General features: G+C 67.5%; 23 protein-coding genes and 1 pseudogene. 14 read left to right on the forward strand and 10 right to left on the reverse strand.

The window, feature by feature from the left end; all coding sequences use genetic code 11:
- The first annotated feature begins 82 nt into the window (after positions 1-82).
- The 3 genes from MC380_RS05455 (at position 83) to MC380_RS05465 (ending at position 1,827) form a co-directional block, all read left to right on the forward strand.
- Entirely contained in the window at positions 83-454 is a 372-nt protein-coding gene (locus MC380_RS05455; RefSeq protein WP_242163479.1) for a rhodanese-like domain-containing protein, read from the forward strand.
- Between the two features lie 18 nt (positions 455-472).
- Complete coding sequence (locus tag MC380_RS05460) at positions 473-802, forward strand: metalloregulator ArsR/SmtB family transcription factor (protein WP_242163481.1); 330 nt, start codon at positions 473-475, stop codon at positions 800-802.
- 128 nt (positions 803-930) lie between these two features.
- Positions 931-1,827, forward strand: coding sequence for a dienelactone hydrolase family protein (locus MC380_RS05465; RefSeq protein WP_242163483.1), 897 nt, complete (start codon positions 931-933; stop codon positions 1,825-1,827).
- A gap of 86 nt (positions 1,828-1,913) precedes the next feature.
- On the opposite strand, the gene MC380_RS05470 is transcribed toward MC380_RS05465, so the two are convergent.
- Positions 1,914-2,612, reverse strand: a complete 699-nt coding sequence (locus tag MC380_RS05470) for an AIM24 family protein (RefSeq protein ID WP_242163485.1) — start codon at positions 2,610-2,612, stop codon at positions 1,914-1,916.
- A gap of 277 nt (positions 2,613-2,889) precedes the next feature.
- Between MC380_RS05470 and MC380_RS05475 the strand changes: the two are divergent.
- Positions 2,890-3,384: pseudogene (locus MC380_RS05475) on the forward strand (pyridoxamine 5'-phosphate oxidase family protein); the annotation flags it as partial.
- 400 nt (positions 3,385-3,784) lie between these two features.
- Entirely contained in the window at positions 3,785-5,065 is a 1,281-nt protein-coding gene (locus tag MC380_RS05480; protein WP_242163489.1) for an APC family permease, read from the forward strand.
- Positions 5,066-5,074: 9 nt separating this feature from the next.
- Here MC380_RS05480 and MC380_RS05485 read toward each other — a convergent pair whose 3' ends face one another.
- From MC380_RS05485 to MC380_RS05515, 7 genes are all read right to left on the reverse strand, one after another.
- Positions 5,075-5,476: a host attachment family protein gene (locus MC380_RS05485; RefSeq protein WP_242163491.1), complete on the reverse strand. Its 402-nt coding sequence runs from the start codon at positions 5,474-5,476 to the stop codon at positions 5,075-5,077.
- A gap of 177 nt (positions 5,477-5,653) precedes the next feature.
- Positions 5,654-6,439, reverse strand: coding sequence for an EF-hand domain-containing protein (locus tag MC380_RS05490; RefSeq protein ID WP_242163493.1), 786 nt, complete (start codon positions 6,437-6,439; stop codon positions 5,654-5,656).
- Positions 6,440-6,646: 207 nt separating this feature from the next.
- Positions 6,647-6,979, reverse strand: a complete 333-nt coding sequence (locus tag MC380_RS05495; protein WP_242163495.1) for a thioredoxin family protein — start codon at positions 6,977-6,979, stop codon at positions 6,647-6,649.
- Positions 6,980-6,986: 7 nt separating this feature from the next.
- Complete coding sequence (locus MC380_RS05500) at positions 6,987-7,184, reverse strand: hypothetical protein (RefSeq protein ID WP_242163497.1); 198 nt, start codon at positions 7,182-7,184, stop codon at positions 6,987-6,989.
- Between the two features lie 101 nt (positions 7,185-7,285).
- Complete coding sequence (locus MC380_RS05505; protein ID WP_242163499.1) at positions 7,286-9,094, reverse strand: M14 family zinc carboxypeptidase; 1,809 nt, start codon at positions 9,092-9,094, stop codon at positions 7,286-7,288.
- Between the two features lie 194 nt (positions 9,095-9,288).
- On the reverse strand, positions 9,289-10,413 hold the full coding sequence (locus MC380_RS05510; protein WP_242163501.1) for an acyl-CoA desaturase: 1,125 nt from the start codon (positions 10,411-10,413) through the stop codon (positions 9,289-9,291).
- An 8-nt stretch (positions 10,414-10,421) separates the two neighbouring features.
- Complete coding sequence (locus MC380_RS05515) at positions 10,422-11,519, reverse strand: ferredoxin reductase (RefSeq protein ID WP_242163503.1); 1,098 nt, start codon at positions 11,517-11,519, stop codon at positions 10,422-10,424.
- Between the two features lie 114 nt (positions 11,520-11,633).
- Between MC380_RS05515 and fabR the strand changes: the two genes are divergently transcribed.
- The 5 genes from fabR (at position 11,634) to MC380_RS05540 (ending at position 17,426) form a co-directional block, all read left to right on the forward strand.
- Positions 11,634-12,287, forward strand: coding sequence for an HTH-type transcriptional repressor FabR (fabR, locus tag MC380_RS05520; protein WP_242102580.1), 654 nt, complete (start codon positions 11,634-11,636; stop codon positions 12,285-12,287).
- 45 nt (positions 12,288-12,332) lie between these two features.
- The gene (locus MC380_RS05525) at positions 12,333-12,851 is read left to right on the forward strand and encodes an adenine phosphoribosyltransferase (protein ID WP_242102579.1); all 519 of its coding nucleotides are present in this window, start codon (positions 12,333-12,335) and stop codon (positions 12,849-12,851) included.
- Positions 12,852-13,079: 228 nt separating this feature from the next.
- Positions 13,080-14,909 carry a serine hydrolase domain-containing protein gene (locus MC380_RS05530; protein ID WP_242163505.1) on the forward strand — a complete coding sequence of 610 codons (1,830 nt, stop codon included), beginning with the start codon at positions 13,080-13,082 and terminating at the stop codon, positions 14,907-14,909.
- A 354-nt stretch (positions 14,910-15,263) separates the two neighbouring features.
- Complete coding sequence (locus tag MC380_RS05535) at positions 15,264-15,587, forward strand: hypothetical protein (RefSeq protein ID WP_242163507.1); 324 nt, start codon at positions 15,264-15,266, stop codon at positions 15,585-15,587.
- Positions 15,588-15,869: 282 nt separating this feature from the next.
- Positions 15,870-17,426 carry an alpha-N-arabinofuranosidase gene (locus MC380_RS05540; protein ID WP_242163509.1) on the forward strand — a complete coding sequence of 519 codons (1,557 nt, stop codon included), beginning with the start codon at positions 15,870-15,872 and terminating at the stop codon, positions 17,424-17,426.
- A 103-nt stretch (positions 17,427-17,529) separates the two neighbouring features.
- Here MC380_RS05540 and MC380_RS05545 read toward each other — a convergent pair whose 3' ends face one another.
- On the reverse strand, positions 17,530-18,600 hold the full coding sequence (locus MC380_RS05545) for an oxidoreductase (RefSeq protein ID WP_242163511.1): 1,071 nt from the start codon (positions 18,598-18,600) through the stop codon (positions 17,530-17,532).
- A gap of 207 nt (positions 18,601-18,807) precedes the next feature.
- Between MC380_RS05545 and MC380_RS05550 the strand changes: the two genes are divergently transcribed.
- Both MC380_RS05550 and MC380_RS05555 read left to right on the forward strand, forming a co-directional pair.
- Positions 18,808-19,122 carry a hypothetical protein gene (locus MC380_RS05550; RefSeq protein WP_242102574.1) on the forward strand — a complete coding sequence of 105 codons (315 nt, stop codon included), beginning with the start codon at positions 18,808-18,810 and terminating at the stop codon, positions 19,120-19,122.
- Positions 19,123-19,525: 403 nt separating this feature from the next.
- Positions 19,526-19,810: a hypothetical protein gene (locus MC380_RS05555; protein ID WP_242163513.1), complete on the forward strand. Its 285-nt coding sequence runs from the start codon at positions 19,526-19,528 to the stop codon at positions 19,808-19,810.
- 122 nt (positions 19,811-19,932) lie between these two features.
- Here MC380_RS05555 and MC380_RS05560 read toward each other — a convergent pair whose 3' ends face one another.
- Positions 19,933-20,967, reverse strand: coding sequence for a helix-turn-helix domain-containing protein (locus tag MC380_RS05560; protein ID WP_242163515.1), 1,035 nt, complete (start codon positions 20,965-20,967; stop codon positions 19,933-19,935).
- Between the two features lie 95 nt (positions 20,968-21,062).
- Here MC380_RS05560 and MC380_RS05565 point away from each other — a divergent pair, with 95 nt between their 5' ends.
- Both MC380_RS05565 and adh read left to right on the forward strand, forming a co-directional pair.
- Positions 21,063-21,869 (forward strand): sterol desaturase family protein, encoded by an 807-nt coding sequence (locus tag MC380_RS05565; protein WP_242163517.1) that lies wholly within the window; start codon positions 21,063-21,065, stop codon positions 21,867-21,869.
- A 268-nt stretch (positions 21,870-22,137) separates the two neighbouring features.
- Entirely contained in the window at positions 22,138-23,658 is a 1,521-nt protein-coding gene (adh, locus tag MC380_RS05570; RefSeq protein ID WP_242163519.1) for an aldehyde dehydrogenase, read from the forward strand.
- Positions 23,659-23,662 lie beyond the last annotated feature (4 nt).

Genomic DNA, 23,662 nt, shown 5'->3' on the forward strand with positions numbered 1-23,662 from the left:
CCTGATCAAGCCCGCGACGCGCTGCTTGCAATTACTTTAGTGTTTGCTTATATTAGTGTCAACTAATATTTAGGATCCACTCATGCCCCTGAGTACAGACCAGCTGGTTGCCGAGGCCCGCAAACGGATCGTCGAAATCCCCCCGCACGCAGCCGCCGCCGAGGCCGCGTGCGTGCTGATCGACGTGCGCGAACCCGCCGAGTTCGTCTCCGGGCACCTGCCGGGCGCAGTCAACATTCCGCGCGGCGTGCTCGAATTCCAGGTCGGATCGCATCCGTCGCTCGAAGACCCGCAGCGGCCGGTCGTGGTGTATTGCCGCAGCGGCGGCCGCGCCGCGCTGGCGGCGCTGACCCTGGGCGAACTGGGCTTCGGCAACGTCCGCTCCATCGCCGGTGGCATCATGGGCTGGGCCGAAGCCGATTTGCCGGTGCATGTGCCCGAACCTGCCCACTGACACCGTAACGGAGCGGACATGGCGCGACGCGCTGCCAGTTACCCCATCGACGCCGAGCAGATGCGCGATCACGCCGGCGACGCCGCCCAGCTGCTCAAGGCCCTGGCCAACGAGAAGCGGCTGATGATCCTGTGCCTGCTGGTTGAGGCGGAGCGGTCGGTGAATGAGCTCAACGAACAGCTCGACCTGAGCCAGTCCGCACTCTCGCAGCACCTGGCCGTGCTGCGCGCCGACGGCCTGGTGCGCACCCGTCGCGAGGCGCAGAGCATCGTGTATTCGATCGCGCCCGGGCCGGCCGAGCGCATCCTGCAAACCCTGCATGCGGTCTATTGCGGCGCGCGCGGCTGAGCCGCGCCGGCCGCGGCGCTTCCCGATCCGCAATTCACCGTCGAACACAGCGCGCGTGTGACCGCTGGCGCGGCACTAACATCGGCTGGGCTAGGCTCCCGCAATCCTGACTCCCACGCGAGGCGACCATGTCCGATATGCCACGCCCCACCGCGCGCGATTTCGACCCGGAAGTCCTGCGCCTGTTCGACCAGTACGTGCACGGCGACATCGATCGCCGCGGGTTTCTTTCCGGTACCGCGCGCATCGCCGGTGGCATGGCGGCGGCGACCGGCCTGCTGGCGATGCTTGCGCCGCAGTTCGCGGCGGCGCAGCAGGTGAAGCCGGACGACCCGCGCATCGCGACCTCGCCTCTGGATTTCGATTCGCCCGACGGCAACGGCAAGGCGCGCGGCTATCTCGCCAGGCCGGCCAGGGCCGAAGGCAAGCTGCCGGTGGTGCTGGTGATCCATGAGAACCGCGGCCTGAATCCGCATATCGAGGACGTGGCGCGACGCCTTGCTGTCGCGAACTTCATCGCCTTCGCGCCTGATGCGCTGTTCCCGCTCGGCGGCTATCCCGGCGACGAGGACAAGGCCCGGGCCGAATTCGCCAAGCTCGACCAGGCCAAGAGCAAGCAGGACTTCCTGGCCGCGGCGCGCTTCGCGAAGAAGCTCGATGGCGGCAACGGCCGGCTTGGCGTAGTCGGCTTCTGCTGGGGCGGCGGCATGTCGCACTGGCTGGCGACGCAGTTGAGCGATTTGGATGCGGCGGCTCCGTTCTACGGCCCCGCTCCGGCGCCGGAGGAGGCGAAACAGGTCAAGGCCGAATTGCTGGTGGTGCTGGCCGAGACCGACGAGCGCGTCAATGCGACCTGGCCACCGTACGAAGCGGCACTGAAGGCGGCGAAAGTGAAATATGCCGTGTATCAGCCCGACGGTACGCAGCATGGTTTCCACAACGACACCACGCCGCGCTACGACGCCGCTGCGGCGCAGGAGGCGTGGAAACGCACCCTGGCGCTGTTCGAGCGCACATTGCGGTAGGTCGGCGCTACCGCGCCGACGCGATGGGGTTGTCGATGCCTGCGGCGGGGACGTAGCCCCGACCTGCGCGGCCGGGGATGCGCGGCTCAGGTCTGGGGCTGCAGGATCGGCCGTTCCTCGTAGGGCTGCACCACCACCCAGCCGTTGCCGCTGAACTTCATCTGCACGGTCTCGCCGCTGGTGCGGCCGATCAGGGTGCCGAAGGAAATGTCGGCGACGATCTCGGTGCGCAGGCCATCGGACCAGGCCACCGTCGCGTTGGGATCGGTGTAGACATCGCCGGCATCGCCGCCGACCGGCAGGGTCAGCGGTTCGTAGTGCGAGGTGATCGCCACGATGCCGCTGCCCGACAGCTGCACGTTGAACAGCCCGCCCGACATCGCGCCCGCCATGCTGCGCATCATCGTGATCTTGTGGCGGATGCCCGATTCCACCGCCAGCACGTCGTTGCCGTTGACGAAGATCGACTCGCCGGCCAGCCGCAGCAGGGTGATCTTCTTGCCGGCGTCGGCCAGGTAGACCCGGCCACGGCCCTCGACCTTCATCAGGCTCATGCCTTCGCCGCTGATGGTTTTCTTCAGCAGGTTGCCCAGCCCCTGTTCCAGCACGCCCTGGCGGGTGAACTTCACCTCGCCCTTGCGCGCGACCATGGCGCCGGCCTTGGCCCAGACCATGCCGTCCAGTCGTACTTCCAGCATGTACGGGCTTTCCAGCTCGAAGGCCTCGCCGCTGGCGTCCTTCTCCTTCGACCTGGCGATGAATTCCTGCAACGACTGGATGGCCATGGACGACTCCCGTACGAAGGGTGTGATTCTAACGATGCATGCGCCCCCCGGCGCCAGCTGGCGCCACGAGGCCCGGTGTAGTCCGCGTTCCATCGGTGACTGCGTGCATGCAGGTTCCAACCGCGATACGCCGCGCATCCAGGTCTGCGCCAACGGCGAGGCGAACAGCCTGAACTTTTCAGCTCACCCTGTTAATCCGGAAGTGGATGAGCCCGCGTCTTCACGCGCCGCGCGTCGACGGATTCGCAAACTCAGGCATCACGCGGCCAGGGAGCCGATGATGACCACGCGCAAACAGCAGCTCGAATACCTCGCCAAGCAGATGGAAAAGATCGACATCGCGATGCTGACCACCGTTGGCCAGGGCGGCTACCTGGTGAGCCGTCCGCTGTCCACGCAGGCGGCCTCGTTCGACGGCGAACGCGTGTGGTTCTTCACCCAAGCGGACAGTCCCAAGGTCGCCGAGATCCGTCGCCATCCCAGGATCAACGTGGCCTACAGCTCGAAGGATGCCAACACCTACCTCTCGGCCGCGGGCGATGCGCGCATCAATCGCGACCAGGCGCTGATCGACCGGTTCTGGAACGATGCGCTGAAGGCGTTCTTTCCCAAGGGTCCACAGGATCCGAACCTGGTGCTGATCGAGGTTGCGCTGCGCACGGTGGAGTACTGGGACGGCCCGGGCACCTGGATCGGCAAGGCGGTCACGTTCGCGATCGCCAGCGTGACCGGCAACGACGATGTGATGGCGGAAAACCGGATCGTCGACGTGGCCACCGGACGCAGCCGCAAGCCGCCGGGCAGCGATCGCCCCGGAGCCGGCGCGCGCAGCAGAACCGCAAAGGCCCCAGCCAGGAAGGCGATCGGCAAGCGCGGCGCCGGCAAGCCCGTCAAGCCTGCGAAGGCGGCGAAGAAGGCGAAGACGGCCGTCAAGCCCGGGCCACGCAAGCAGACGGGACGCAGGACGGCGAAGAAGGCTGCCACGGCCAAGCGCGCAGTGCGCACGCGCTGAGCCTGGCGCGCAATGCCGAGCCCCGGCCAGATGTAAACGAAACGATTCGACCGGCGCCCGTGCGCCGCGCGCGGCCGCCGGACTTGCCGCGCATCGTGCTAGCGTGCCGCGCATGAGTCCTCCGGCACGCACACCCATCTCGCCTGGGGCGGAGCCCACCATGCGCCGGGCGGTGGGCCGTTGGCAGCTGTACGGATTGTCGATCAACGACGTGATCGGCAGCGGGATCTATCTGCTGCCCGCCGCGGCCGCGGCCCTGCTGGGACCCTCGAGCCTGTGGGCGGTGCTGCTGGCAGGGCTGGCGGTGAGCCTGCTGGTGCTGTGCTACGCGCAGGCGGCGAGCTATTTCGACCAGCCCGGCGGCGGCTATCTGTATGCACGCGAAGCGTTCGGGCCCTTCATCGGATTCGAAGTGGGCTGGATGCTGCTGCTTACGCGCATCTCCAGCGCGGCGGCGCTGAGCAATGGCCTGGCCGAAGCGGTCACCCACTTCTGGCCCGACGCCGCCAGCGGCGGCATGCGGGTGGCGATCGTCGCCGGTTCCCTGGCGCTGCTGGTGGCGATCAACGTGGTCGGCGTCCGCGCGGCCGCACGCACGGGCGTGCTGCTGTCGATCGCCAAGGTGCTGCCGTTGCTGCTGTTCGTGGCGATCGGCGCATGGCACGTGGACATGTCGCTGGCCGCGCCCCTGGCTTCCTCACCCGCGCCGCGCGCACTGGGTGAAGCCGCGCTGCTGTTGATGTTCGCCTACGCGGGTTTCGAGAACCTGCCTGCCGCCGCGGGTGAGTACCGCAATCCGAAGCGCGACGTGCCGTTCGCCATGCTGTCGATGATCGCCACGGTCACCCTGATCTATTTCAGCGTGCAGTGGATCGCGCTCGGCACGCTGCCGGGCCTGGCCCGGTCGCAGACGCCGTTGGCCGAAGCCGCGTCGGGCTTCGCCGGCGGATGGCTGGCGCTGTTGATGACCGTGGGCGCGGCGGTCTCGATCCTGGGCACCAACAGCAACACGGTGATGCTCGGGCCACGTTATCTGCATGCGCTGGCGATGGATGGCTACGGCCCGCGCGTACTGGCCGCGATCCATCCGCGCTTCCGCACGCCGGTGCCGGCGATCCTGACCGTGGGCGCGCTTTCGCTGGTGCTGGCGCTGTCGGGCTCGTTCGTGCAGCTGGCCTTGCTGTCGGTGGTGGCACGCCTGTGCGCCTACATCGGCACGGCGCTCTCGGTCCTGGTGCTGCGTCGTCGTCATGGCGAGCGCGAGGCCGCGCTACAGCTGCCCGGTGGTCCGGCGATTCCGATCGCCGCGACATTGCTGGCGGCGGCCCTGCTCGCCAGCGCCAGCGCCGTCAACCTGCTGGCGGGGGCGATCGCACTGGCGTCCGGTGCGGTGCTGTACCGCTTCAGACGCAACAATCCGGGGCCCCAGCCCGCCGCCTGACGCTTGCGCTCAGGAGAGCGCGCGCGCGATGTCTTCCAGCGGCGAGTTCGCCAGGTTCTTGTCGTACTCCGCGAGCAGCCGCGCCCGGGTTTCCTTGTGCAGGAGCGGCCGCATCTGGCCGAGCGTCTGCGCATCGGCCATCAGCACCAGATGCTCGTAGCGGTGCTTGAGCGCGTCGTCGTTGAGACGCTGCGCCAGCCGCTTGGCGAAACCGGCTTCCTCGGCTTCCTCCCCGCTCTGCTCCGGCGGCTGGCTGCCCGCAGGCGTGGCCAGCGGCAGCTGCGCCGGGTCGATCAGTTCCACCTGCTCCAGCGACAGTTCGCCATCGCTACCCGCATTGCGCAGGATGCGCGCGCCGCCGCCATCGGCCACCACAACGCGCGTGCCTGGGGGAATGACCGTGTTGTTCATCGTATGTCTCCTTCGGAGCAAAGCAGATACGGTACTGGCTGAAGGGTTATGGCAGCGCATTGTCCATGAGGATTCGCACGATCTGGCCCGCGCCGAGCGCATAGCCATGGTGCAGCGCAAAACAAAGCCGGGGCGCAATGCGCCCCGGCCGATGTTCAACGTCTGTAGCCTAGTTGTTTACGGCGACTCGGACTCCGCCGGTTTGCGATTGACCATCGCGTAATCGCGATACTCGTCCTGGGTGACGAACCCATCATCGTCGCCGTCCATGTCGGCGAACGACACCTTGAGGTTCGCGTCGGCTTCCACCTCGGTCGCACTCAGCTTGCCGTCGTCGTCCTGGTCGAAATTGCTCCAGACGCTGGTCATCGCCGCCTGGGAATGATCGGCGGCGTGTTCGCCACTGGTGGCAAGGCTGGTCTTGGCATAGGTGGTGTATTCGGCGTCTGAGATCGATCCGTCGCCGTCGCTGTCCATTGCCGCGAAGCGACCATCGAAATCGGCATCCGCATCGGCTTCGGTGGCACTGATCATGCCGTCCTTGTCGGCATCGAGGCGATTCCACAGATCGCGCTGGGTGACCGAGGCATGCGCGGCGGCATTGGCGGCGCCCTGCGATTGGGTCGGCGGTGCAGGCGGTGCATCCTGCGTGGCGTCCTGTGCATCGTCCATGTCGTCGGTCTGGGCAGTCGTGGTGTCCTGCATCTTGTCGTGCGCCTTGTCCTGCACCTGCTCGGTTGCCTGCAGCGCGGATTGGGTGCTGTCCTGTACCGCGCCGCTGGTACGCTCGACCGCGCGGTCCGCGGCTGGCACCGGATCTGGCACCTGCGCATTGGCGGCGCCTTGCACCTGCGCGCCAGCATTGGCACTGGCATTGGCGTTGGCGTTCTGCGCAAGCGCTACCGGTGCCGCCAACGCGGCGCCGATCGCGAGCGCGACAAGAGTATGGTTCTGGAGTTTCATTCTGTATCTCCGGTGTGTTCGCGAGGGGAATCGAAACCCGCGCCCCTGCGCAGGTGGCGACAACATGCACGCGAGTTCCTTTACACGCCGTGATATTGCAGCGTACTGGTGCCGCGAGTGTTGAATGCGTTCAGACAACTGCATTCAGCGATGTCGTCATCGTGTGGAGGCGTTGTGCATTCGTGCTGCAATGCGAAATGCAGATGTTCAATCGCCGCCGCTGGAGCACCCCTCCAGCAGGCTCCCGACTTCCGCTAGGGTCGTGGGACGCACCGCACGCGCGCATTCGATGCCGTTGCGCAACAACACCAGGGTTGGCCATAGCTTCACCCGGAACGACCGTCCCAGCGGCTTGCCGCGTCCATCCTCGATCTTGAGGTGCCGGACGTCGCGCCGGGCCAACGCCGCCTCGATCGCTGGCTGCGCGGCAATGCAGTGTCCGCACCAGGGCGCGCCGAACTCGAGCAGCGTGTCGCCGGTGAGCGCATCGATTTCCGCGCGTGTCGGCTCGCTGCTTGCGTAGCGTGCGGTGAACGGCATGGCGCGATCAGGCGCCGTGGCGGACGCGGATGGCCTGCAGGCGCTCGGCGAAATACAGCGTATCGGCGTCCTCGCGCGCAGGATGCGCCCTGCGCCAGGTGTCGGCCTCGCGCAGGATCGCCGCCTTGTCGGCATCGGGCGCCTCCAGTGCGGTGTCGATCTGGTCGAGCTTGATGACGATGTCCTCGCGGGTGGCCTCGGCCATGGCGTGCTCCGGATCCGGGGGTCGGAGCCGCATCCTAGGCGCGCCGCCGTATCGAAGGCGTGGACGCGACGCACGCAGGCACGCGGTGTGCCGCCCTTGGCTCACGCCAGGACAGGAAGGCTGTCCGTGCGGTAGATCGGATAAACGCCGTAGCGCGCATCCCAGGACGCGTGCCGCCGCTGGAAGAATTCGCGCCGAGCCTCGGGATTGGCGCTGAACTCCGCATCTTGCGCAAGCCGCCGCCTGAATTCGGCGGCCAGGGCGGCGTCTTCCTCCAGCATCTTCAGAGCGAAGATCTCGGTGACGTAGTCCTCGATGTATTCCTTCTGCTCGAAATGGCCATTGAAGAAGCCCCACGCCGCGAACGAGTCCGGGGCCTGCGGCTCGAGCAGCGCCATGAGCAACCGTGCGCGCGGCTGCGCGATCGGCACGAACAGCGCGCCGGCAGCCACTGGTTGCGCCTGTTGATGCCACTGGCCCTCCAGGCTGAGCGGCATCCGGCCTTCGAACGGGGTCGCGGAAAAACGCATCCGGGTTGCGCGGAACTCTTCCACATCCAGCGCTGCGATGTCCTGCTGCGACGGCCGGAACGCAAGTCCGTGCAGGGCCAGCTTCTCGCCGATCGCGGGCGCATAGGCCAGCGGGATGACGTAGCCGCCGCGCGGCGCGCGCACCTTCAGCGTCGGCGCCACGTTGCGGCGGAACGGCACCCGCCAGACCTGCGGCGTGCGCGGGTCGTACACGGTCACCGGCTCGCCGGAAATCGGCGAGAGCTCGCGGGTATACGCGTAGCCGCGGAATTCGATCGTGGTGACCTGGGCCTGGGCGCCCGCCTCCGCCGGCGCGGCAGCCTCGCCCGCCGTGGGCTCGCGCCAGCCCGCGGCGTAATCGAGTTCGACCTCCTCGCCGCCGAGGCGGCTCGCCCGCTCGTCGGCATCGAGCACGGCGGCGCGCCACTGCACACCGCGCGCGGCCATCAGCTCGGCCAGGCCGACGATCGTGTTGCGCGCGATCCGCATCCGGGTGGCGTAATCCTTCCACGAATGCGTTTCGACCAGGACCGTGAACCGGTTGCGTGCCGGGAAGTAGCCGCTGGAAAAGCGCGGCGAATACACGCTGAGCTGGAAGCCCGAAGACGGATCGTCCGGCTCGGTCAGATCGGGATAGAACGGCAGCGGCAGCGAACCCTGCGCCGCCAGCTTGCCGATCAGCGCATCGCGCAGCGCGATCCCGTCGTTGCGGAGCTGCGGATCGCCCTGATTGACCGGCTCCACCTGGATGGAGATATCCGGTTCGAAGTCGGCGCCGTCGGTCACGTGCATGTCGGCGCAGACCAGCGGGTCCCACTCGCGCAGCAGTGCGAGCATGGCCTGCATCTCGGGTGCGTCGGCCTTGGTGTAGTCGCGGTTGAGGTTGAGGTTGTGCGCGGTGGCGCGCCAGCCGGTTTCCTCCGGCCCGACCTGGTTGGGTCGGTTCCAGCGCCCGAAGCGCTCATGGCCGTCGGCGTTGAAGGCCGGCACGAACAGCACGGCGATGCGCTCGAGCAGGCCCTCGGCAGCTGGATGCATGGCGATATGGGACCCGGCTTCGACCTCAAGCAGACACTCGCCGCCGAGCAGTTCGCGCAGCGCGGCGAAGCCCGCATCCTTGCCGTCGCTTTCGCCCGGATGGATGCCGGCCTGGATCATCAGCAGCGGAACGCCGCGCTCGCGCAGCGCCTCGGGCGTCAGCGCGCCGCTGCGCGATACCACTAGCGCGCGCATCGGCCGCCCTTCGGGCGAACGACCGTAGACGAAACTGCGCACCGCGTCGGGCCAGCGCGCGACGAACGCCGCGCACAGCGCATCGACCTCGTCGAGTCGCCCGGTGCGACGAAACTGGCTTTGCTCGGCAAGGGTATGCAGGGTCATTGCGCTTCCTCAACGGATCCGGCTGGTGGCAGTGCATCGTATCCCGATCACCCGCGGATTCGACCAGACGTGCCCAAGGCGCAAGCCTGTCTCGGCAGTGCTTCTCGCTCCGGCACGGCGCGCGCCGTCACGGCTCGAGCACATCGCGAAATCATCGCCGCATTGCCAACGCTGGCAACGCGGAGATCGGCGCCTTATGCGGCCTGCGCGACCAGCGCCCGTCCCGGCGGACGACTGGGAAAGGCGTGTCGCAGGATGCGCCAGATGACCTGTCCGAACTGGCGCGGCAGCGAGCCGGTGTTGTAGTGCTGGCCGTAGCGCGCGCAGATCGCGCGCACCTCCACCGCCATCTCCGCGTAGCGGTTGGCCGGGATGTCCGGATAGAAGTGATGTTCGATCTGGTGGCTGAGGTTGCCCGAGAGCAGGTCCAGCCAGCGGCCGCCGCCGATGTTGGACGACCCGCGCAGCTGGCGCACGTACCATTGACCGCGCGACTCGTGCTTGATCGATTCCCTGGGGAAGGTTTCCACGTCCGCGGTGAAGTGGCCGCAGAAGATGATCATGTAGGTCCACAGGTTGCGCAGGATGTTGGCGCCGATGTTGCCGAGCAGCACCGGCAGGAAGAACGGGCCGGCCAGCAGCGGAAACAGCACGTAGTCCTTGACGATCTGGCGGCGCATCTTGCGCCCGACCGGGCGGAATTTCTTGCGCAGCGTCGCCGTGCTCATCTTGCCGGCCAACCAGCGCCCGAGCTTGAGCTCCTGGATCGCAACGCCCCACTCGAACAGCACCGCAAACACCACCGCGACCACCGGCTGCAGCAGGTAGAACGGACGCCAGCGCTGTTCGGGGAAGATGCGCAGCAGGCCGTAGCCGATGTCGTCGTCGAGCCCACGCACATTGGTATAGGTGTGGTGCTTGAAGTTGTGCGAGCGGCGCCAGTTCTCGCTGGTGCCGGCGATGTCCCATTCGTAGGTGCGGCCATCGAGCTGCGGATCGCGCATCCAGTCGTACTGGCCGTGGATGACGTTGTGGCCCAGTTCCATGTTCTCCAGGATCTTCGACAGCCCCAGCAGCACCATGCCGGCGATGCAGGCCGGCCACAGCAGCGCCGGCAGGAACGCGCCGCCAACGGCGCCCAGCATCAGCAGCGCGCGTCCGGCGAAGCCGGTCCAGCGCACGGCCGCGACGATCCGGCGGATATAGATGGCATCGCGCTGGCCGATGGTGGCGGCGGTGCGTGCGCGCACGGCATCGAGCTCGGCGCCGAAGGATTCGAGTTCGGCGACGCTGAGCGCGCGATTGCGGTTCGAGGTCATGGTGACGTTCACAGATCGAGGACGAGGTCGCTGGCGGCGCCGTTCACGCACAGGCGCAGGGCGGACACTGGCTCGTGCTCGGCGATGCCGGTATGCAGATGGCGGGTACTGCCGGACGCTTTGCCGCAAGCGCAGGTATTGCAGATGCCCATGCGGCACCCGGAAGCCGGCTTGAAGCCCTGCGCCTCCAGCGCGGTCAGCAGCGGTTCGCCGCGTGGCAGTTCCAGCACACGGCCGCTGCGCGCCAGGGTGACCTGCACGCTGCCGGATTCATCGCTCGCGCGCGGCGGCGGAGTGAACGCTTCGGCATCGAACGCCTGCGCGGTCGCGCAGGCGGCGCGTGCAGCGTCGACAAAGCCGCCGGGCCCGCACGCGTAGACGCGCTGTAGCACCAGGTCGGGCACCAGCGCTGCAAGCAGCGCCGGATCGATCCGTCCGGTGAATTCGTCGGGCTGGTCCGGCGTTTCGCCGGTCAGTCCGAAATGCAGCCGGAATCCGGCGTCGCATTGCGCCAGTGCACGCAGTTCGTCGGTAAAACACAACTCGGCGCGTCGGCGCGCCCAGTACACCAGGGTCAGCGGTGCCGGCATCGGCTGCGCCGTGCGCTGGCGCAGCATCGCCATGAGCGGGGTGATGCCGCTGCCAGCGGCCAGGAACAGCCTCGGGCAGGCCGGCGCATCGTCGAGGGTCATGGCACCGAAGGCAGGGCCGATCTCCATGACGTCGCCGATGCGGGCGTCACGGCACAGCTGGGTGCTGACCTTGCCGCCGTCGACCTGGCGCACGGTGATCGCGATCCGCCCGCCTCTGCCCGGCACGGCGCTCGGGCTGTAGCTGCGGGTCAGGCGGATGCCATCGACCTCCACTCCCAGGTTCACGTGCTGCCCCGGCCGGAAGCCGGTCCAATGACGGTTGGGGCGCAGCACCAGGGTCACGGCATCGGCGCTGGCGCGGTGGCGCTCGACGATCTGCGCCAGCGGACGTGCCCACGACCAGGCCGGATGCACCCGCGAGGCCCAGAAATCGAACACCTTCGGGTCCACCACGGGCGCCAGCAGGCGGCGCGGCAGGCTGGAGGGGGCGGAAAGCAGGGCCAGAGTGGTCATGCGAGGACTATACAGGCGGAAACACAACTGTGTATACACATGTATATTCGTGCGTCGAGACGATCACGTGTAGCTTCAGGTTCCAAAGCCGGATCGACGTCACAGCCTGAGCCCGTGAACCCTCCACCTCCCCCGGACACCGACCTGGCCTCTGCCCGCAAGACCGGGATTTCACGCGAGGACCTCCTCGCCGCAGCGCTGCGCCTGATCGGCCCGCATCGCAGCGTGTCCACGCTCAGCCTGCGCGAGGTAGCGCGCGAGGCCGGGATCGCACCCAACAGCTTCTATCGCCAGTTCCGAGACATGGATGAGCTGGCCGTGGCCTTGATCGGCCTGGCGGGCGAGTCGCTGCGCCGGATCGTCGGCGAAGCGCGCCAGCGCGCGCGCACCCGTCGCAGCATCGTGCGCGGTTCGGTGGAGGCCTTCATGGAGCAGGTGCGCGCCGACGACAAGCTGCTGCACGTGCTGCTGCGCGAGGGCACGGTGGGATCGGATGCGTTCAAGCAAGCCGTCGACCGCGAGCTGACCTTCTTCGAAGAGGAACTGCACGCCGACCTGTTGCGGCTGAGCCGCGCAGATGGCGTCGCCCTGCATGAACCCAGGCTGGTCGCACGCGCCATCACCCGCCTGGTGTTCGCGATGGGCGCCACCGCCATGGATCTGCCGGCCGAACGCGACCGGGAGCTGATTGCGCAGCTCACCCAGATGGTGCGGATGATCCTGGCCGGATCGCGCGCCCTGGGTGCGGGCACGCGCCCCCAGACATGAGCGCCGCAGGCGCGGCATGATGGCGCTTTCCCGCGGGCGCCCTGCATGACCGATTGGACCCGACTGATTCGCGACGTGCCGGATTTCCCCAAGCCGGGTGTCGTCTTCAGGGACATCGCCCCGCTGCTTGCCGATGCACAGGCGTTCGGCGCGGCGATCGACGCGCTGGCCGCACCCTGGCGAACGCAACGGATCGATGCGGTGCTGGCCATCGAGGCGCGCGGGTTCCTGCTGGGCGCGCCGTTGGCGCGGGCGCTGGGCGCGGGGCTGGTGCCGGTGCGCAAGCCGGGCAAGCTGCCGGGGCCCACGTTGGCACAGGCCTACACGCTGGAGTACGGCCAGGATGCGTTGCAGGTGCAGGCCGAAGCCCTGCCCCCTGGCGCGCGCGTTCTGCTGGTGGACGACGTGCTGGCCACTGGCGGCACCCTGGCTGCGGCGCACGGCCTGGCCGAACAGTTGCAGGCGCAAGTCGTGGGCGCGACGGTGCTGATCGAGCTGGCCGCACTGGGCGGACGCGGGCGCTGGAACGGCAACGCCCCGTTGCATGCGGCGCTGGTGATGTAGCGCGACTGCCGCTGCACCGCATCCCGGATTGCGCGGCGATGCGGCTGAGTGCGGCCGCGATGACCGACCTTTTCGCCGCAAGGCCGCGTGGTCACCGCATACGCAACGCATCGCACCATGACCTCGGACACGGGACAGCGGATCGGGCCGGCCCGACATTGGCGGCATGAGACCACTCAGCTGCCGCTCCATGCACGGCACCCCTTCCACCTCTGCCTGGCGCACGTGATGCGGGTACCGGCGTTCACGGCCGTGCTCCTGCTTGGGCTGCTGATGCCCTGGACGTCGGATGCACAGACCCCGCTGGCAAGCGCGCGCCTGCATGAAGCGATGGCTGCGCAGCTGCGGGCCCAGGGGCTTGAAGGCGCGGTCTGGTCGATCGTGGCGGAGGGAACGATCGCCACCGGTGCCGCGGGCATTGCCGACGCACGCACGGGCCAGGCGCTGCGCGCCGATGCGCGCGTCCATGTCGGTTCGGTGGCCAAGACACTGCTGGCGACCGGGGTGCTGCGCCTGGTCACCGAGCGCCGGCTCGCGTTGGAAACGCCGGTGTCGCAACTGCTGCCCGGAATGATCTTCGACAATCCGTGGTCTTCCAGCCATCCGGTGCTTGTCCGCCATCTGCTCGATCACACGGCCGGGCTGGACGATGCGCGTTTTTCCCAGGTCTTCAGCCTGCAGCCCAACGCCGACACGCCGCTGGCGGATGCCTTTCGCGGGCGCGGCCCGCTGCGCGTGCGCAGCCGGCCCGGCAGCCGTCATTCGTATTCGAACACCGGCTTCACCCTGCTCGGCATGGTGATCGAGGCGGTCACCGGTGCGCGCTACGAAACCTATCTGGAAACGCATCTGCTGCGGCCGCTGGGCATGCACGACAGCACTTTCGCCTTCACTACCCAGGACGGGCCGCATGCCGATCCGCGCCTGGCCATGGGCCATTTCGAAGACGGGAAGCGCCAGGCCGCGGTGCCCACATATGTGCGGCCAGCCACGCAGTTCACCACCACGGCCGCAGACATGGGGCGCTTCGCCAGTTTCCTGATGGGCGATGGCAGCGTGCACGGACGTCCGTTCGTCGACAGCACCTTGTTGGCGGCAATGGGACGGGCGAGCACCACCGAAGCCGCGGTGGCCGGCTTGCGCGTCGGTTATGGCCTGGGCATGGCGCTGCGCGACCGGCATGGTGCGGTCGGCAAATGTCATGGCGGGAGTACCGTCGGCTATCGCGCCATGCTCTGCCTGTTCCCGGAACAGCAGCGCGCGTTCTTTGTCGCGCACAACGCCGATCACGAAACAGCGGACTATGGACGCTTCGACCGGTTGCTGATCGAGGCGCTGCGCGTGCAGGCCCCGGCAGCACGGCAACCGGAGGCGACGCGGGTCGATACGCGCGCGTGGGAAGGCTATTACGTGCCCTCGCCCAACCGCTTCGCGAACCTCGCCTGGCTCGACACGACGCTGAACTTCCTGCGCGTCGCCCGCGACGGGAGCGGATTACGTCTCGAGCCTTTCCAGTCGGAGGATGTCGCGCTGACGCCTGCCGGCGGCGCATTGTTCCGCGCCAAGGACCGGGTGATCGCCTCGCACGCGTTTGTGGCGACACCCGAAGGCAGGCGCGCGATCAGCACCGGCACGCAGAACTATGAGCAAGTGTCGCTCTCCAGGCTGATGCCGCTGTGGATCAGCCTGGTCGCCGGGCTGCTGGGCCTGGCCTGGCTGCTGGTGGCCGGTATCGTGCGCCTGGTCGCACTGCGACGCGCTGCATGGTCGCATCCCGCGATCGTTCCGTTCTTCGGTGTTGCCGCGCTGTTGCTGCCGCTGCCGTTGTTCCTGCAACAGTCGTTCCTGCAGCTCGGCGATCTCACCCCGGCCAGTGGCCTGCTTGCCGCGGTGACCGGTTTGCTGCCGGTGGCAATGCTGGCCGGGCTGGCGCTGATGTTGCCACGCCGGCCATGGCGCGCGTTGGCCTGGATCGATGTGGTGTCGATGCTGGCCGTGCTGCAGTTCGCTGCGGTGCTGGCAGGGTGGGGACTGATGCCACTGCGGATGTGGAGCTGAGTCCGTCGTCATCCGCACGCTTGGCGCCGCCGCTCGATCGTTTCCACGCATCTGCCCGCGGTTGGCCCGCAGCGCCACTGGGCGCCCGTGCCGTCGGGCGCGACGCACCGCTGCTGTTTACACCGCGTTGCATCGGCCGTGGACAGACTTGCAGCACCTCCTTTGCTTGATCGTTCCGTCTGCATGCACACCCGCTTTCCTGCTGCAGCTGTGTTGCTGATCGCATTGGCCTCCTGCGCGACCCGACCTGCACCGGAATCCGCCCAGGCCGAAGCAGCGGCTGCACCGGCAACGCCCATGCGCACACGCGGTGAGTTCGTCCTTGCAGCCGACAAACTGGATACCTGGAATGCGGTGGGCCAGATCGTCGTGCGCCTGCCCGACGCCGTGTACGACGGTCGCTCGCAGATGATGGATCTGTACTCGGTGCGTTACCGGGGCGAACCCTTCCTGCTGATCACGCGGGGCTTGCCGCTGGCCAGCGGCGACACCGTCACCGCCACCCGCGTCACCGCGACCTCGCTGCACGGCGGGCCCATCGACAGCGACGCGGCCGCCGATCTTCTCGCGCTGCTGGAACGCCAACTACCCGCGGAAATCGAGCGGGTCCGCGCGCAGCAGGCGGCGGAGAAGCAGGCTGCGAAGCGCAAGCCGAAGAGAAAGTCGAAGCGGAAGTGAGTCGCGGCGAAAGCCGCCGCCCAGCCATGCGTCTGGCGATCATGCGGACGGTCGAGCAGAGCTCCGAAATTCCCAAGCCCGTTGTTGGCCCGTGGCACCTGCCTCGAGGCGGCGTTCGTATCCAGATTCCATATACGCGCCCGCGGCAAACGATATATGTCTGTGCAACATGTCGAATGCAATGTTCATGCGCGATCACGATATGGCGGCGGCGCTGGATAAAACGCGCAAAAACGTATCCAATCCGTGTGCAGACCTGCGCCGACACACGAGGAGGATTCGATGCTCAAGGCACTTGCGGTGACCGTCATCTCACTGACGCTGGGCCTGAGCACCCACGCAGCGATCGCAGAGACGCTTCAGGCGAAGGCGATCCTGCATGCCGACAAGCCTGGACCGCAGATCAGCCGCAACCTCTACGGCCAGTTTTCCGAGCATCTGGGCGGCGGAATCTACGATGGCATCTGGGTGGGCGAGGACAGCCCCATTCCCAACGTGCGCGGCATCCGCAGCGACGTAGTCGCCGCGCTGAAAGCGCTCAAGACGCCGCTGGTGCGCTGGCCCGGCGGATGCTTCGCGGACGAGTACCACTGGCGCGATGGCATCGGCCCGCGTGCACAGCGGCCGGTCCGCAAGAACAACTGGTGGGGCGACGCACCGGAAACCAATGCCTTCGGCACCCACGAGTTCATGGATTTCGTCGAGCAGATCGGGGCCGAAGCCTATGTCTCGGTGAATGTCGGCAGCTCGACGCCGCGGGAGATGCGCGAATGGATCGAATACATGACCTCGCCCGGCCAGGACACGCTCGCCCAGGAGCGGCGCCGCAACGGGCGCGACAAGCCGTGGAAAGTGGCGCTGTGGGGGATCGGCAACGAGAACTGGGGATGCGGCGGCAACATGACCGCCGAGTACTACGCCAACGAAGTTCGCCGCTTCAGCGCCTTCTTCCACAAGAACCAGGACAACACGGGCCTGCGCGTGGCCACCGGTCCCAACGGCGACGACACGCGATGGACACAGGTGCTGATGGAGAACGCCGCAGACGCCTTCGATGCGCTGAGCCTGCACTATTACACCCTGCCCACCGGCGACTGGAAGGTCAAAGGCCCCGCCACCGGTTTCAGCGCGAAGGAATGGGCCGATACCTTCGCCCGTACCCTGAAGATGGACGACTACATCGGCCGTCATTCGGCGATCATGGACAAGCACGACCCGGACAAGCGGGTGGGCCTGTATGTCGACGAATGGGGCACGTGGTACGACGTCGAGAAGGGCACCAATCCCGGCTATCTCTACCAGCAGAACACCCTGCGCGATGCCGTTCTCGCGGCGGTCAATTTCAACATCTTCCACCGGCATGCCGACCGTGTGCGCATGACCAGCATCGCCCAGACCATCAACGTGCTGCAGTCGGTAATCCTGACCGACGGCGCCAAGATCGCGCTCACGCCAACGTACCACGCCTTCCGCATGTACGTGCCGTTCCAGGATGCGACCTCGCTCCCGCTGGACCTGACCACCCCAAATGCCGTCGTGGATGGCATCCCGGTGCCCGCCGTCAGCGCATCGGCCGCACGCGGCGCCGACGGGAAGATCCATATCGGCATCGCCAACATGGCGCCACGGGACAGCGTCGATCTGGACATCGATCTGGCCGGGCTGCAGGTCAAGGCCGTGTCGGGGGAAGTCCTGACGGCGGACAGGATGGATGCCCACAACGTGCCCGGTCAGCCCGCCGCTCTGGCGCCCGCACCCTACTCCGGTGCGCGCCTGGTCGACGGCAGACTCCGGCTGGCGCTTCCGGCCAAGTCGGTGGTGGTGGTCAGACTCGACTGAATCGGCGCGTGCGGTCCGTGGCGCTCCGGGCCTCCGGGCTGGCTATGGCGAGTTCCATGGGGTTCCGAGTGACGCGCGCTGCAACAGCGCGCCTCCGCGTCCATCATTCCCCGAACGCCGCGCGTTCCTCTTCGGTCAATGCCGGCGCCAGGGTGCGTCCCTGCGCCGCGGACGCCGCAGCGGCCTCCAGCACCGCCATGACCGCAAGCGCCTGCGCCGGGGACACCGGGTTGTCGCCGATGCCCAGCACCGCGTCGCGCAACAACGCGTAATACCGCGCCTGGTCGCCGCGCGGCGCCGGTCGAAGCTGGATGCCGTTGCCGTCATGGAGTTGCAGGGCGTCGTCATCGAGGCCCCAGCGTGCGGCCCCGGGACGCAGGCCTGCGAGTAGCTGCGCCTCCTGCGGGTCGGGGCGCTGCTTGACCGCGCTGCCCTTCGAGCCATGCACGATGAAGCGCGCGACGCTTCCGGCCGCAAGCATGCCTGCGTGCAGGATCGCGCGACGCGTGCCGAACCCGAGTACGACGTGCGCCCAATCGTCGGTTGTCGCACCCGTGCGCTGCGCGGTGAGGCTGGCATGCACCGTGTCGGGCAGACCGAACAACTGCAGCGCCTGATCGACCAGGTGCGGCCCCAGGTCCCACCACAGGCCGCTGCCCGGGCCGGCCTGCTCGCGCCAGCGCGCGCGGACCTGGGGACGGAAACGCTCGATCCTGGATTCGAAATGGACCACCTCGCCGATCAGACCCGCATCGATCGCTTCGCGCACCGCCAGGAAATCGCTGTCCCAGCGCCGGTTCTGGAACACCGACAACACCCGCTCCTGCCGCCTTGCCAGCGTCACCAGTTCGCGGGCCTCACGCAGATCGAGAGTGAATGGTTTGTCGACCACGACGTGCTTGCCCGCCGTGAGCGCCGCGCGCGCGAGCGGCGCGTGGGTGTGATTGGGCGAGGCGATCACCACCAGCCCGATCCGCGGATCGGTTGCCGCCTGCAGCGGCTCGCCGATCACCTCCATATCCGGCAGGTCCGCCCGGACCTTGCCCGCATCGCGCGAAGCGACCAGCGCCAGCGACAGGCCAGGCACCGACTGGATCAACGGCACGTGGAAGGTGCGGCCGGCAAAGCCGTAACCAATCAGGGCAACATGGACTTGAGCGGTGTGTTGATTCATGGGGATCGGGTGCTCGGGAGATGACAAGATAGCGGCGGGCGATGAAGGCGGTGGTCAGGCTCCGCAATCGACGCGAACCCATGCGTGGGTCCGTTCCCCCGGGCCCGTCGGCTGCGAGCTCGCGCTTGCGAAATGAACGGACCTGACCCTGTCTACACATAACAGGCAAACTCTCGTCCCTGCACTGCAGGGTCGGAATCCGGAACGATGGACGAGCGAGACGACGAATTCGAGCAGCGCTACCAACGCCTGGAACAGGCCTTGCCTGGGCCGTTCGGCCGGTTCCTCGGGTGGGTGAGAAAACCCGCATCGGGCTGGGTACGCATTCCGCTGGGGATCGTGCTGATCCTCGGCGGCGTGCTGTCGTTCCTGCCGATTCTCGGAGTGTGGATGTTGCCGTTGGGCGTGCTGCTGCTGGCGCAGGATCTGCCGTTTCTGCGCCGCCCGACAGGACGCGCGCTCGATGCGCTCGAACGCTGGTGGCAACGCCGCGCATCGAAGCGCCGGAACGGCGGGTCCTGATCGTCCGCGGGCCCTGACCGTCCGCGGGCCTCGCATGGCGTTGCAGCCAGCGCGGCACCGACGCCGACGGACACGCCCCTCCTCGGAGGCTTCTTTCGCAGGCGCTTGGCGATGGTCCGGGCGTTCCCGCGCTGCCGGCTGGCGCATTCTCCATCGGCTTTGTAAGCAGGTGTTTCAGCCGGCCTGAGGCGACACATCCGCTGACGCATGGGCAACGCCGGCTGCGGGGCGCGGCGATAGGGTATTTCCACCCCGGCAATCGAACCTGTGGTTCGCGCAGCGCGCGAATTCAGCAATCAGCACTAGGCACGCATCGGCGACCCCTCGCGCCCATCGTGTGGCGACCGCCGGGCCCACCCGGCCAAGGACGGCCAACCCCACTGTTCATATCCAGGATCCCGCAATGAACTCCGTTATGCGTCTGTTCGTTGGTTATGCCGTGTTCGCCCAGTCCATCTCCGCCATGGCCCAGACCCAGCCATCGTCGCGCCCCGATCCCGCCGCCGTGCAGGAACGCCTGGTGGCCGCGGACGCCAATCAGGACGGGCTCATTTCGCGATCCGAAGCCGACACCAGCCTGCCGCGTATCGCCAAGCACTTCGACCGGCTCGACTCCAACGATGACGGCCAGCTTTCGGGCGCCGAACTCAAGGCGATCGCCGAACGCGCGAGCCGCATGCGGCGTTGATCGCCAGCAGCCATCGTCGTGCGGACGCGTTGGCGATGTCCGCTGCGCCTCGTTGGCACCGGATTGGTTGTCAGCCCATCTCCCATGCCCGGCCGGATGCCAGCGAGACACGGTCGCGCATCTCAAGGCCCGCTTTCGAGCATCCGTCGCATCGATCCGAAACGCCGCCGGTACTGCGCCGGCGTCAGGTTGACTTTGCGCTTGAACAGCCGGCCGAAGAAGCCCGCATCCTCGTAGCCGACCGCATTGGCCACCGCTTCGATCGGGTCTTCGCCCGTCTCCAGCATGTGCTTGGCTTCCTCCAGCCGCAGGTTGTGCACGTATTCCAGCGGCGACAGCCCCGTGGCGTGTTCGAAGCGGCGCTTGAAGGTGCGTTCGGCCAGCCCGCTCAGGCGCACCATCGCCGCGACCGGTGCCGGCTCGTTGTAGTGCTCGCCGAGCCACACCTGGCAGCGCGCGATCGCCGCATCTTCGACCTGGCGCGTGCGCGCCAGCTGCGCGTACGGCTGCTGCCCGACCGTATGCCAGTCCATGACATTGACCCGCGCGACCTGCATGGCGATTTCCACACCGGCGGCGCGCGCGATCAGATACAGCGTCAGGTCGGCCCACGACGTTCCGCCTCCGGCCATGACCAAGCGCTGGCCCTCGCCGGAGGCGATCAACGCACTGCGCGGGCGCATGCGAATGGTCGGAAACCGCTCGCCGAGCGCATCGCAGAACGCCCAATGCGTGGTCGCCTCCTGACCGTCCAGCAGTCCGGCCTCGGCGAACAACAGGGCGCCCGAACACGCGGACGCGAGAATCGCGCCGTGGGCATGGCAGCGCCTGAGCCAGTCGATCTCGGCATCGAATCGCCCCGCCAGGGGTTCGTGCGGATGCACCGCCACCTCCGGCACGCAGACGATGTCCGGGATCGGAATGTCATCGAATGAGGCCTCGGGTACCACCTGCACCCCGTTGACCACGGCGATCGCCGCGCCGTCGGCCGAGACCACGACCGGCTGCAGGACGCCGGCTCCCGGCGTTCCCTCCACGATCAGCTGCCAGTCGCGCCCGGCGGAGCGGAACAGGTCGTACATGCCGTAGATGACCGAGGCGCCGGCCTGGGGCATCGCGAGGATGGCGACGGTTTTTTGCTGCGGATCGGGCGACATGGCCGAAATGTCCTTTCCGCTGCCGAATCGGCTTGATCCGGTCGAGGGTACCGGGGCTAACGTGCCTGCCCCAGTAAACCAGACAGGCCACGGCCATGCCATCGATCCTTGAATTGCTGTTCGACCCCATCTCGCTGACGGTGCTGGCGATCTACGCCGCGCTGATGCTGTGGGAATTCCTGCTTCCGGCCCGGCAGCTGCCCGCCGCGCGCGGCTGGCAGCTGCGTGGGCTCGCGGCCTTCGCCGTCTATTTCCTGCTCTCGTCGTACCTGCCGCTGCTGTGGACGGAATACCTGCTGCCGCTGCAGCTGTTCGACCTGAGCGCCCTGGGCACCTGGGGCGGTGCGCTGGCAGGCCTGCTGGTGTACGAACTGTGCGGATACGCCTGGCACCGCAGCATGCACGGCAGCACGATCCTGTGGCGCGGCCTGCACCAGATGCATCACAGCGCCGAGCGGCTGGACACCTTCGGCGCGTTCTGGTTCAGCCCTGCCGACATGATCGGCTGGACCGCGGTGTCGAGTTTCGCCCTGACCGTGGTCGTCGGCATCACCGCCGAGGCGGCGACCGTGGTGCTGCTGGTCCTGACGCTGCTGGCGATCCTGCAGCATGCCAATGTGCGCACGCCGCGCTGGCTCGGCTACATCGTGCAGCGTCCCGAGAGTCATTCGTACCATCACGCCACCGGGGTGCATCGCGACAACTATGCGAACCTGCCGGTGTTCGATCTGCTGTTCGGCACGTTTCACAATCCGTGCGATTTCGTGCCTGCGACCGGCTTCTACGACGGCGCGTCGTTGCGGATCGGCGACATGCTGATGTTTCGCGATATCGCCGAGCCGCCGCCGCAGGCGTCCGGGTCAACGCCGGCGATCGCCGGCGCAGCGATGCAGCAACGCTGAGGCGCTTCGCTCCCAGCCGACTGCGGGCGTTGACCGCGCCGGGTCGGCCTGCAGGCCGTGCGTCCGGTCTCAGGGCGTCAGAAGACGGGAGCGCACCCTACCGCCTCTCCGGAAAACCGGGCAGCCCTTCCGATTCCACGATCGCATCCTGGTTTGACCCAGCTCAAGGCGCGGTGCCGGCAGGGCGCCCATCCTGACCCTGCCGCGATCCGCTTCCACCGGCGTGACGCGCACCTCCGCACACTCACCCGCCCCCGGGAGGGCCGCCATGACCAAGCTGGAAAAGGTTCAGTTCACGCAACCGCCGTCGTTCAAGCAGCGCTACGGCAACTTCATCGGCGGCCAATGGGTCGCGCCGCGCAACGGCCGCTACTTCGACAACATCACGCCGATCACCGGCAAGGTGTTCTGCCAGATCCCGCGATCGGATGCCGACGATGTCGAAGCCGCGCTCGACGCCGCGCACGCCGCGAAGGACGCCTGGGGCCGGACCGCGCCGGCCGAGCGCGCCAATGTCCTCAACCGCATCGCCAACCGGATGGAACAGAACCTGGACCTGCTCGCGCGCGCGGAGACCTGGGACAACGGCAAGCCGATCCGCGAGACGACGGCAGCCGACATCCCGCTGGCGATCGACCACTTCCGCTACTTCGCCGGCTGCATCCGCGCGCAGGAAGGCTCGATCGGCGAGATCGACGAGGACACCGTCGCCTATCAGTTCCATGAGCCGCTGGGCGTGGTCGGCCAGATCATCCCGTGGAATTTCCCGTTGCTGATGGCGGCGTGGAAGCTTGCGCCGGCGCTGGCCGCCGGCAACTGCGTGGTGCTCAAGCCGGCCGAACAGACGCCGGTCGGCATCCTGGTCTGGGCCGAGCTGATCGGCGACCTGCTGCCGCCGGGCGTGCTCAACATCGTCAACGGCTTCGGCCTGGAAGCGGGCAAACCGCTGGCCTCCAGCAAGCGCATCGCCAAGATCGCCTTCACCGGCGAAACCGGTACCGGCCGGCTGATCATGCAATACGCCAGCCAGAACCTGATCCCGGTGACGCTGGAACTCGGCGGCAAGTCGCCGAACATCTTCTTCGAGGACGTCGCCGCCGCCGACGATGATTTCTTCGACAAGGCGATCGAAGGCTTCGTGCTGTTCGCGCTCAACCAGGGCGAGGTCTGCACCTGCCCCAGCCGCGCGTTGATCCAAGAGTCGATCTACGAGCGCTTCATGGAACGCGCGCTGCAGCGCGTGGCCGCGATCAAGCAGGGCCATCCGCTGGATCCAGAGACGATGATCGGCGCGCAGGCTTCCAGCGAGCAGCTCGACAAGATCCTGTCCTACGTCGACATCGGCCGGCAGGAAGGCGCGCAGGTGCTGATCGGCGGCGAGCGGCAGGCATTCGAAGGCGACCTGGAGGGCGGCTATTACATGCAGCCGACGGTGTTCAAGGGCCACAACAAGATGCGGATCTTCCAGGAGGAGATCTTCGGGCCGGTGGTGTCGGTGACGACGTTCAAGACCGACGAGGAAGCGCTGGCGATCGCCAACGATACCTTGTACGGCCTCGGCGCCGGCGTGTGGACGCGCGACGCCAACCGCGCCTACCGCTTCGGCCGCGCGATCCAGGCCGGACGCGTGTGGACCAACTGCTACCACGCCTATCCCGCGCACGCGGCGTTCGGCGGGTACAAGCAATCCGGCATCGGGCGCGAGACGCACCGGATGATGCTCGACCACTACCAGCAGACCAAGAACCTGCTGGTGAGCTACTCGCCGAAGAAGCTCGGCTTCTTCTGATTCG

Source organism: Lysobacter sp. M15, from assembly GCF_022662515.1.
Taxonomy (GTDB): Bacteria; Pseudomonadota; Gammaproteobacteria; order Xanthomonadales; family Xanthomonadaceae; genus JAKPBU01.

Excerpts from the sequence above, each read along its gene's own strand:
- MC380_RS05455 (WP_242163479.1), top strand. The coding sequence starts at position 83 with ATGCCCCTGAGTACAGACCAGCTGGTTGCCGAGGCCCGCAAACGGATC.
- MC380_RS05460 (WP_242163481.1), top strand. The coding sequence starts at position 473 with ATGGCGCGACGCGCTGCCAGTTACCCCATCGACGCCGAGCAGATGCGC.
- MC380_RS05465 (WP_242163483.1), top strand. The coding sequence starts at position 931 with ATGTCCGATATGCCACGCCCCACCGCGCGCGATTTCGACCCGGAAGTC.
- MC380_RS05470 (WP_242163485.1), bottom strand. The coding sequence starts at position 2,612 with ATGGCCATCCAGTCGTTGCAGGAATTCATCGCCAGGTCGAAGGAGAAG.
- MC380_RS05480 (WP_242163489.1), top strand. The coding sequence starts at position 3,785 with ATGCGCCGGGCGGTGGGCCGTTGGCAGCTGTACGGATTGTCGATCAAC.
- MC380_RS05485 (WP_242163491.1), bottom strand. The coding sequence starts at position 5,476 with ATGAACAACACGGTCATTCCCCCAGGCACGCGCGTTGTGGTGGCCGAT.
- MC380_RS05490 (WP_242163493.1), bottom strand. The coding sequence starts at position 6,439 with ATGAAACTCCAGAACCATACTCTTGTCGCGCTCGCGATCGGCGCCGCG.
- MC380_RS05495 (WP_242163495.1), bottom strand. The coding sequence starts at position 6,979 with ATGCCGTTCACCGCACGCTACGCAAGCAGCGAGCCGACACGCGCGGAA.
- MC380_RS05500 (WP_242163497.1), bottom strand. The coding sequence starts at position 7,184 with ATGGCCGAGGCCACCCGCGAGGACATCGTCATCAAGCTCGACCAGATC.
- MC380_RS05505 (WP_242163499.1), bottom strand. The coding sequence starts at position 9,094 with ATGACCCTGCATACCCTTGCCGAGCAAAGCCAGTTTCGTCGCACCGGG.
- MC380_RS05510 (WP_242163501.1), bottom strand. The coding sequence starts at position 10,413 with ATGACCTCGAACCGCAATCGCGCGCTCAGCGTCGCCGAACTCGAATCC.
- MC380_RS05515 (WP_242163503.1), bottom strand. The coding sequence starts at position 11,519 with ATGACCACTCTGGCCCTGCTTTCCGCCCCCTCCAGCCTGCCGCGCCGC.
- MC380_RS05525 (WP_242102579.1), top strand. The coding sequence starts at position 12,333 with ATGACCGATTGGACCCGACTGATTCGCGACGTGCCGGATTTCCCCAAG.
- MC380_RS05530 (WP_242163505.1), top strand. The coding sequence starts at position 13,080 with ATGCGGGTACCGGCGTTCACGGCCGTGCTCCTGCTTGGGCTGCTGATG.
- MC380_RS05540 (WP_242163509.1), top strand. The coding sequence starts at position 15,870 with ATGCTCAAGGCACTTGCGGTGACCGTCATCTCACTGACGCTGGGCCTG.
- MC380_RS05545 (WP_242163511.1), bottom strand. The coding sequence starts at position 18,600 with ATGAATCAACACACCGCTCAAGTCCATGTTGCCCTGATTGGTTACGGC.
- MC380_RS05550 (WP_242102574.1), top strand. The coding sequence starts at position 18,808 with ATGGACGAGCGAGACGACGAATTCGAGCAGCGCTACCAACGCCTGGAA.
- MC380_RS05555 (WP_242163513.1), top strand. The coding sequence starts at position 19,526 with ATGAACTCCGTTATGCGTCTGTTCGTTGGTTATGCCGTGTTCGCCCAG.
- MC380_RS05560 (WP_242163515.1), bottom strand. The coding sequence starts at position 20,967 with ATGTCGCCCGATCCGCAGCAAAAAACCGTCGCCATCCTCGCGATGCCC.
- MC380_RS05565 (WP_242163517.1), top strand. The coding sequence starts at position 21,063 with ATGCCATCGATCCTTGAATTGCTGTTCGACCCCATCTCGCTGACGGTG.
- adh (WP_242163519.1), top strand. The coding sequence starts at position 22,138 with ATGACCAAGCTGGAAAAGGTTCAGTTCACGCAACCGCCGTCGTTCAAG.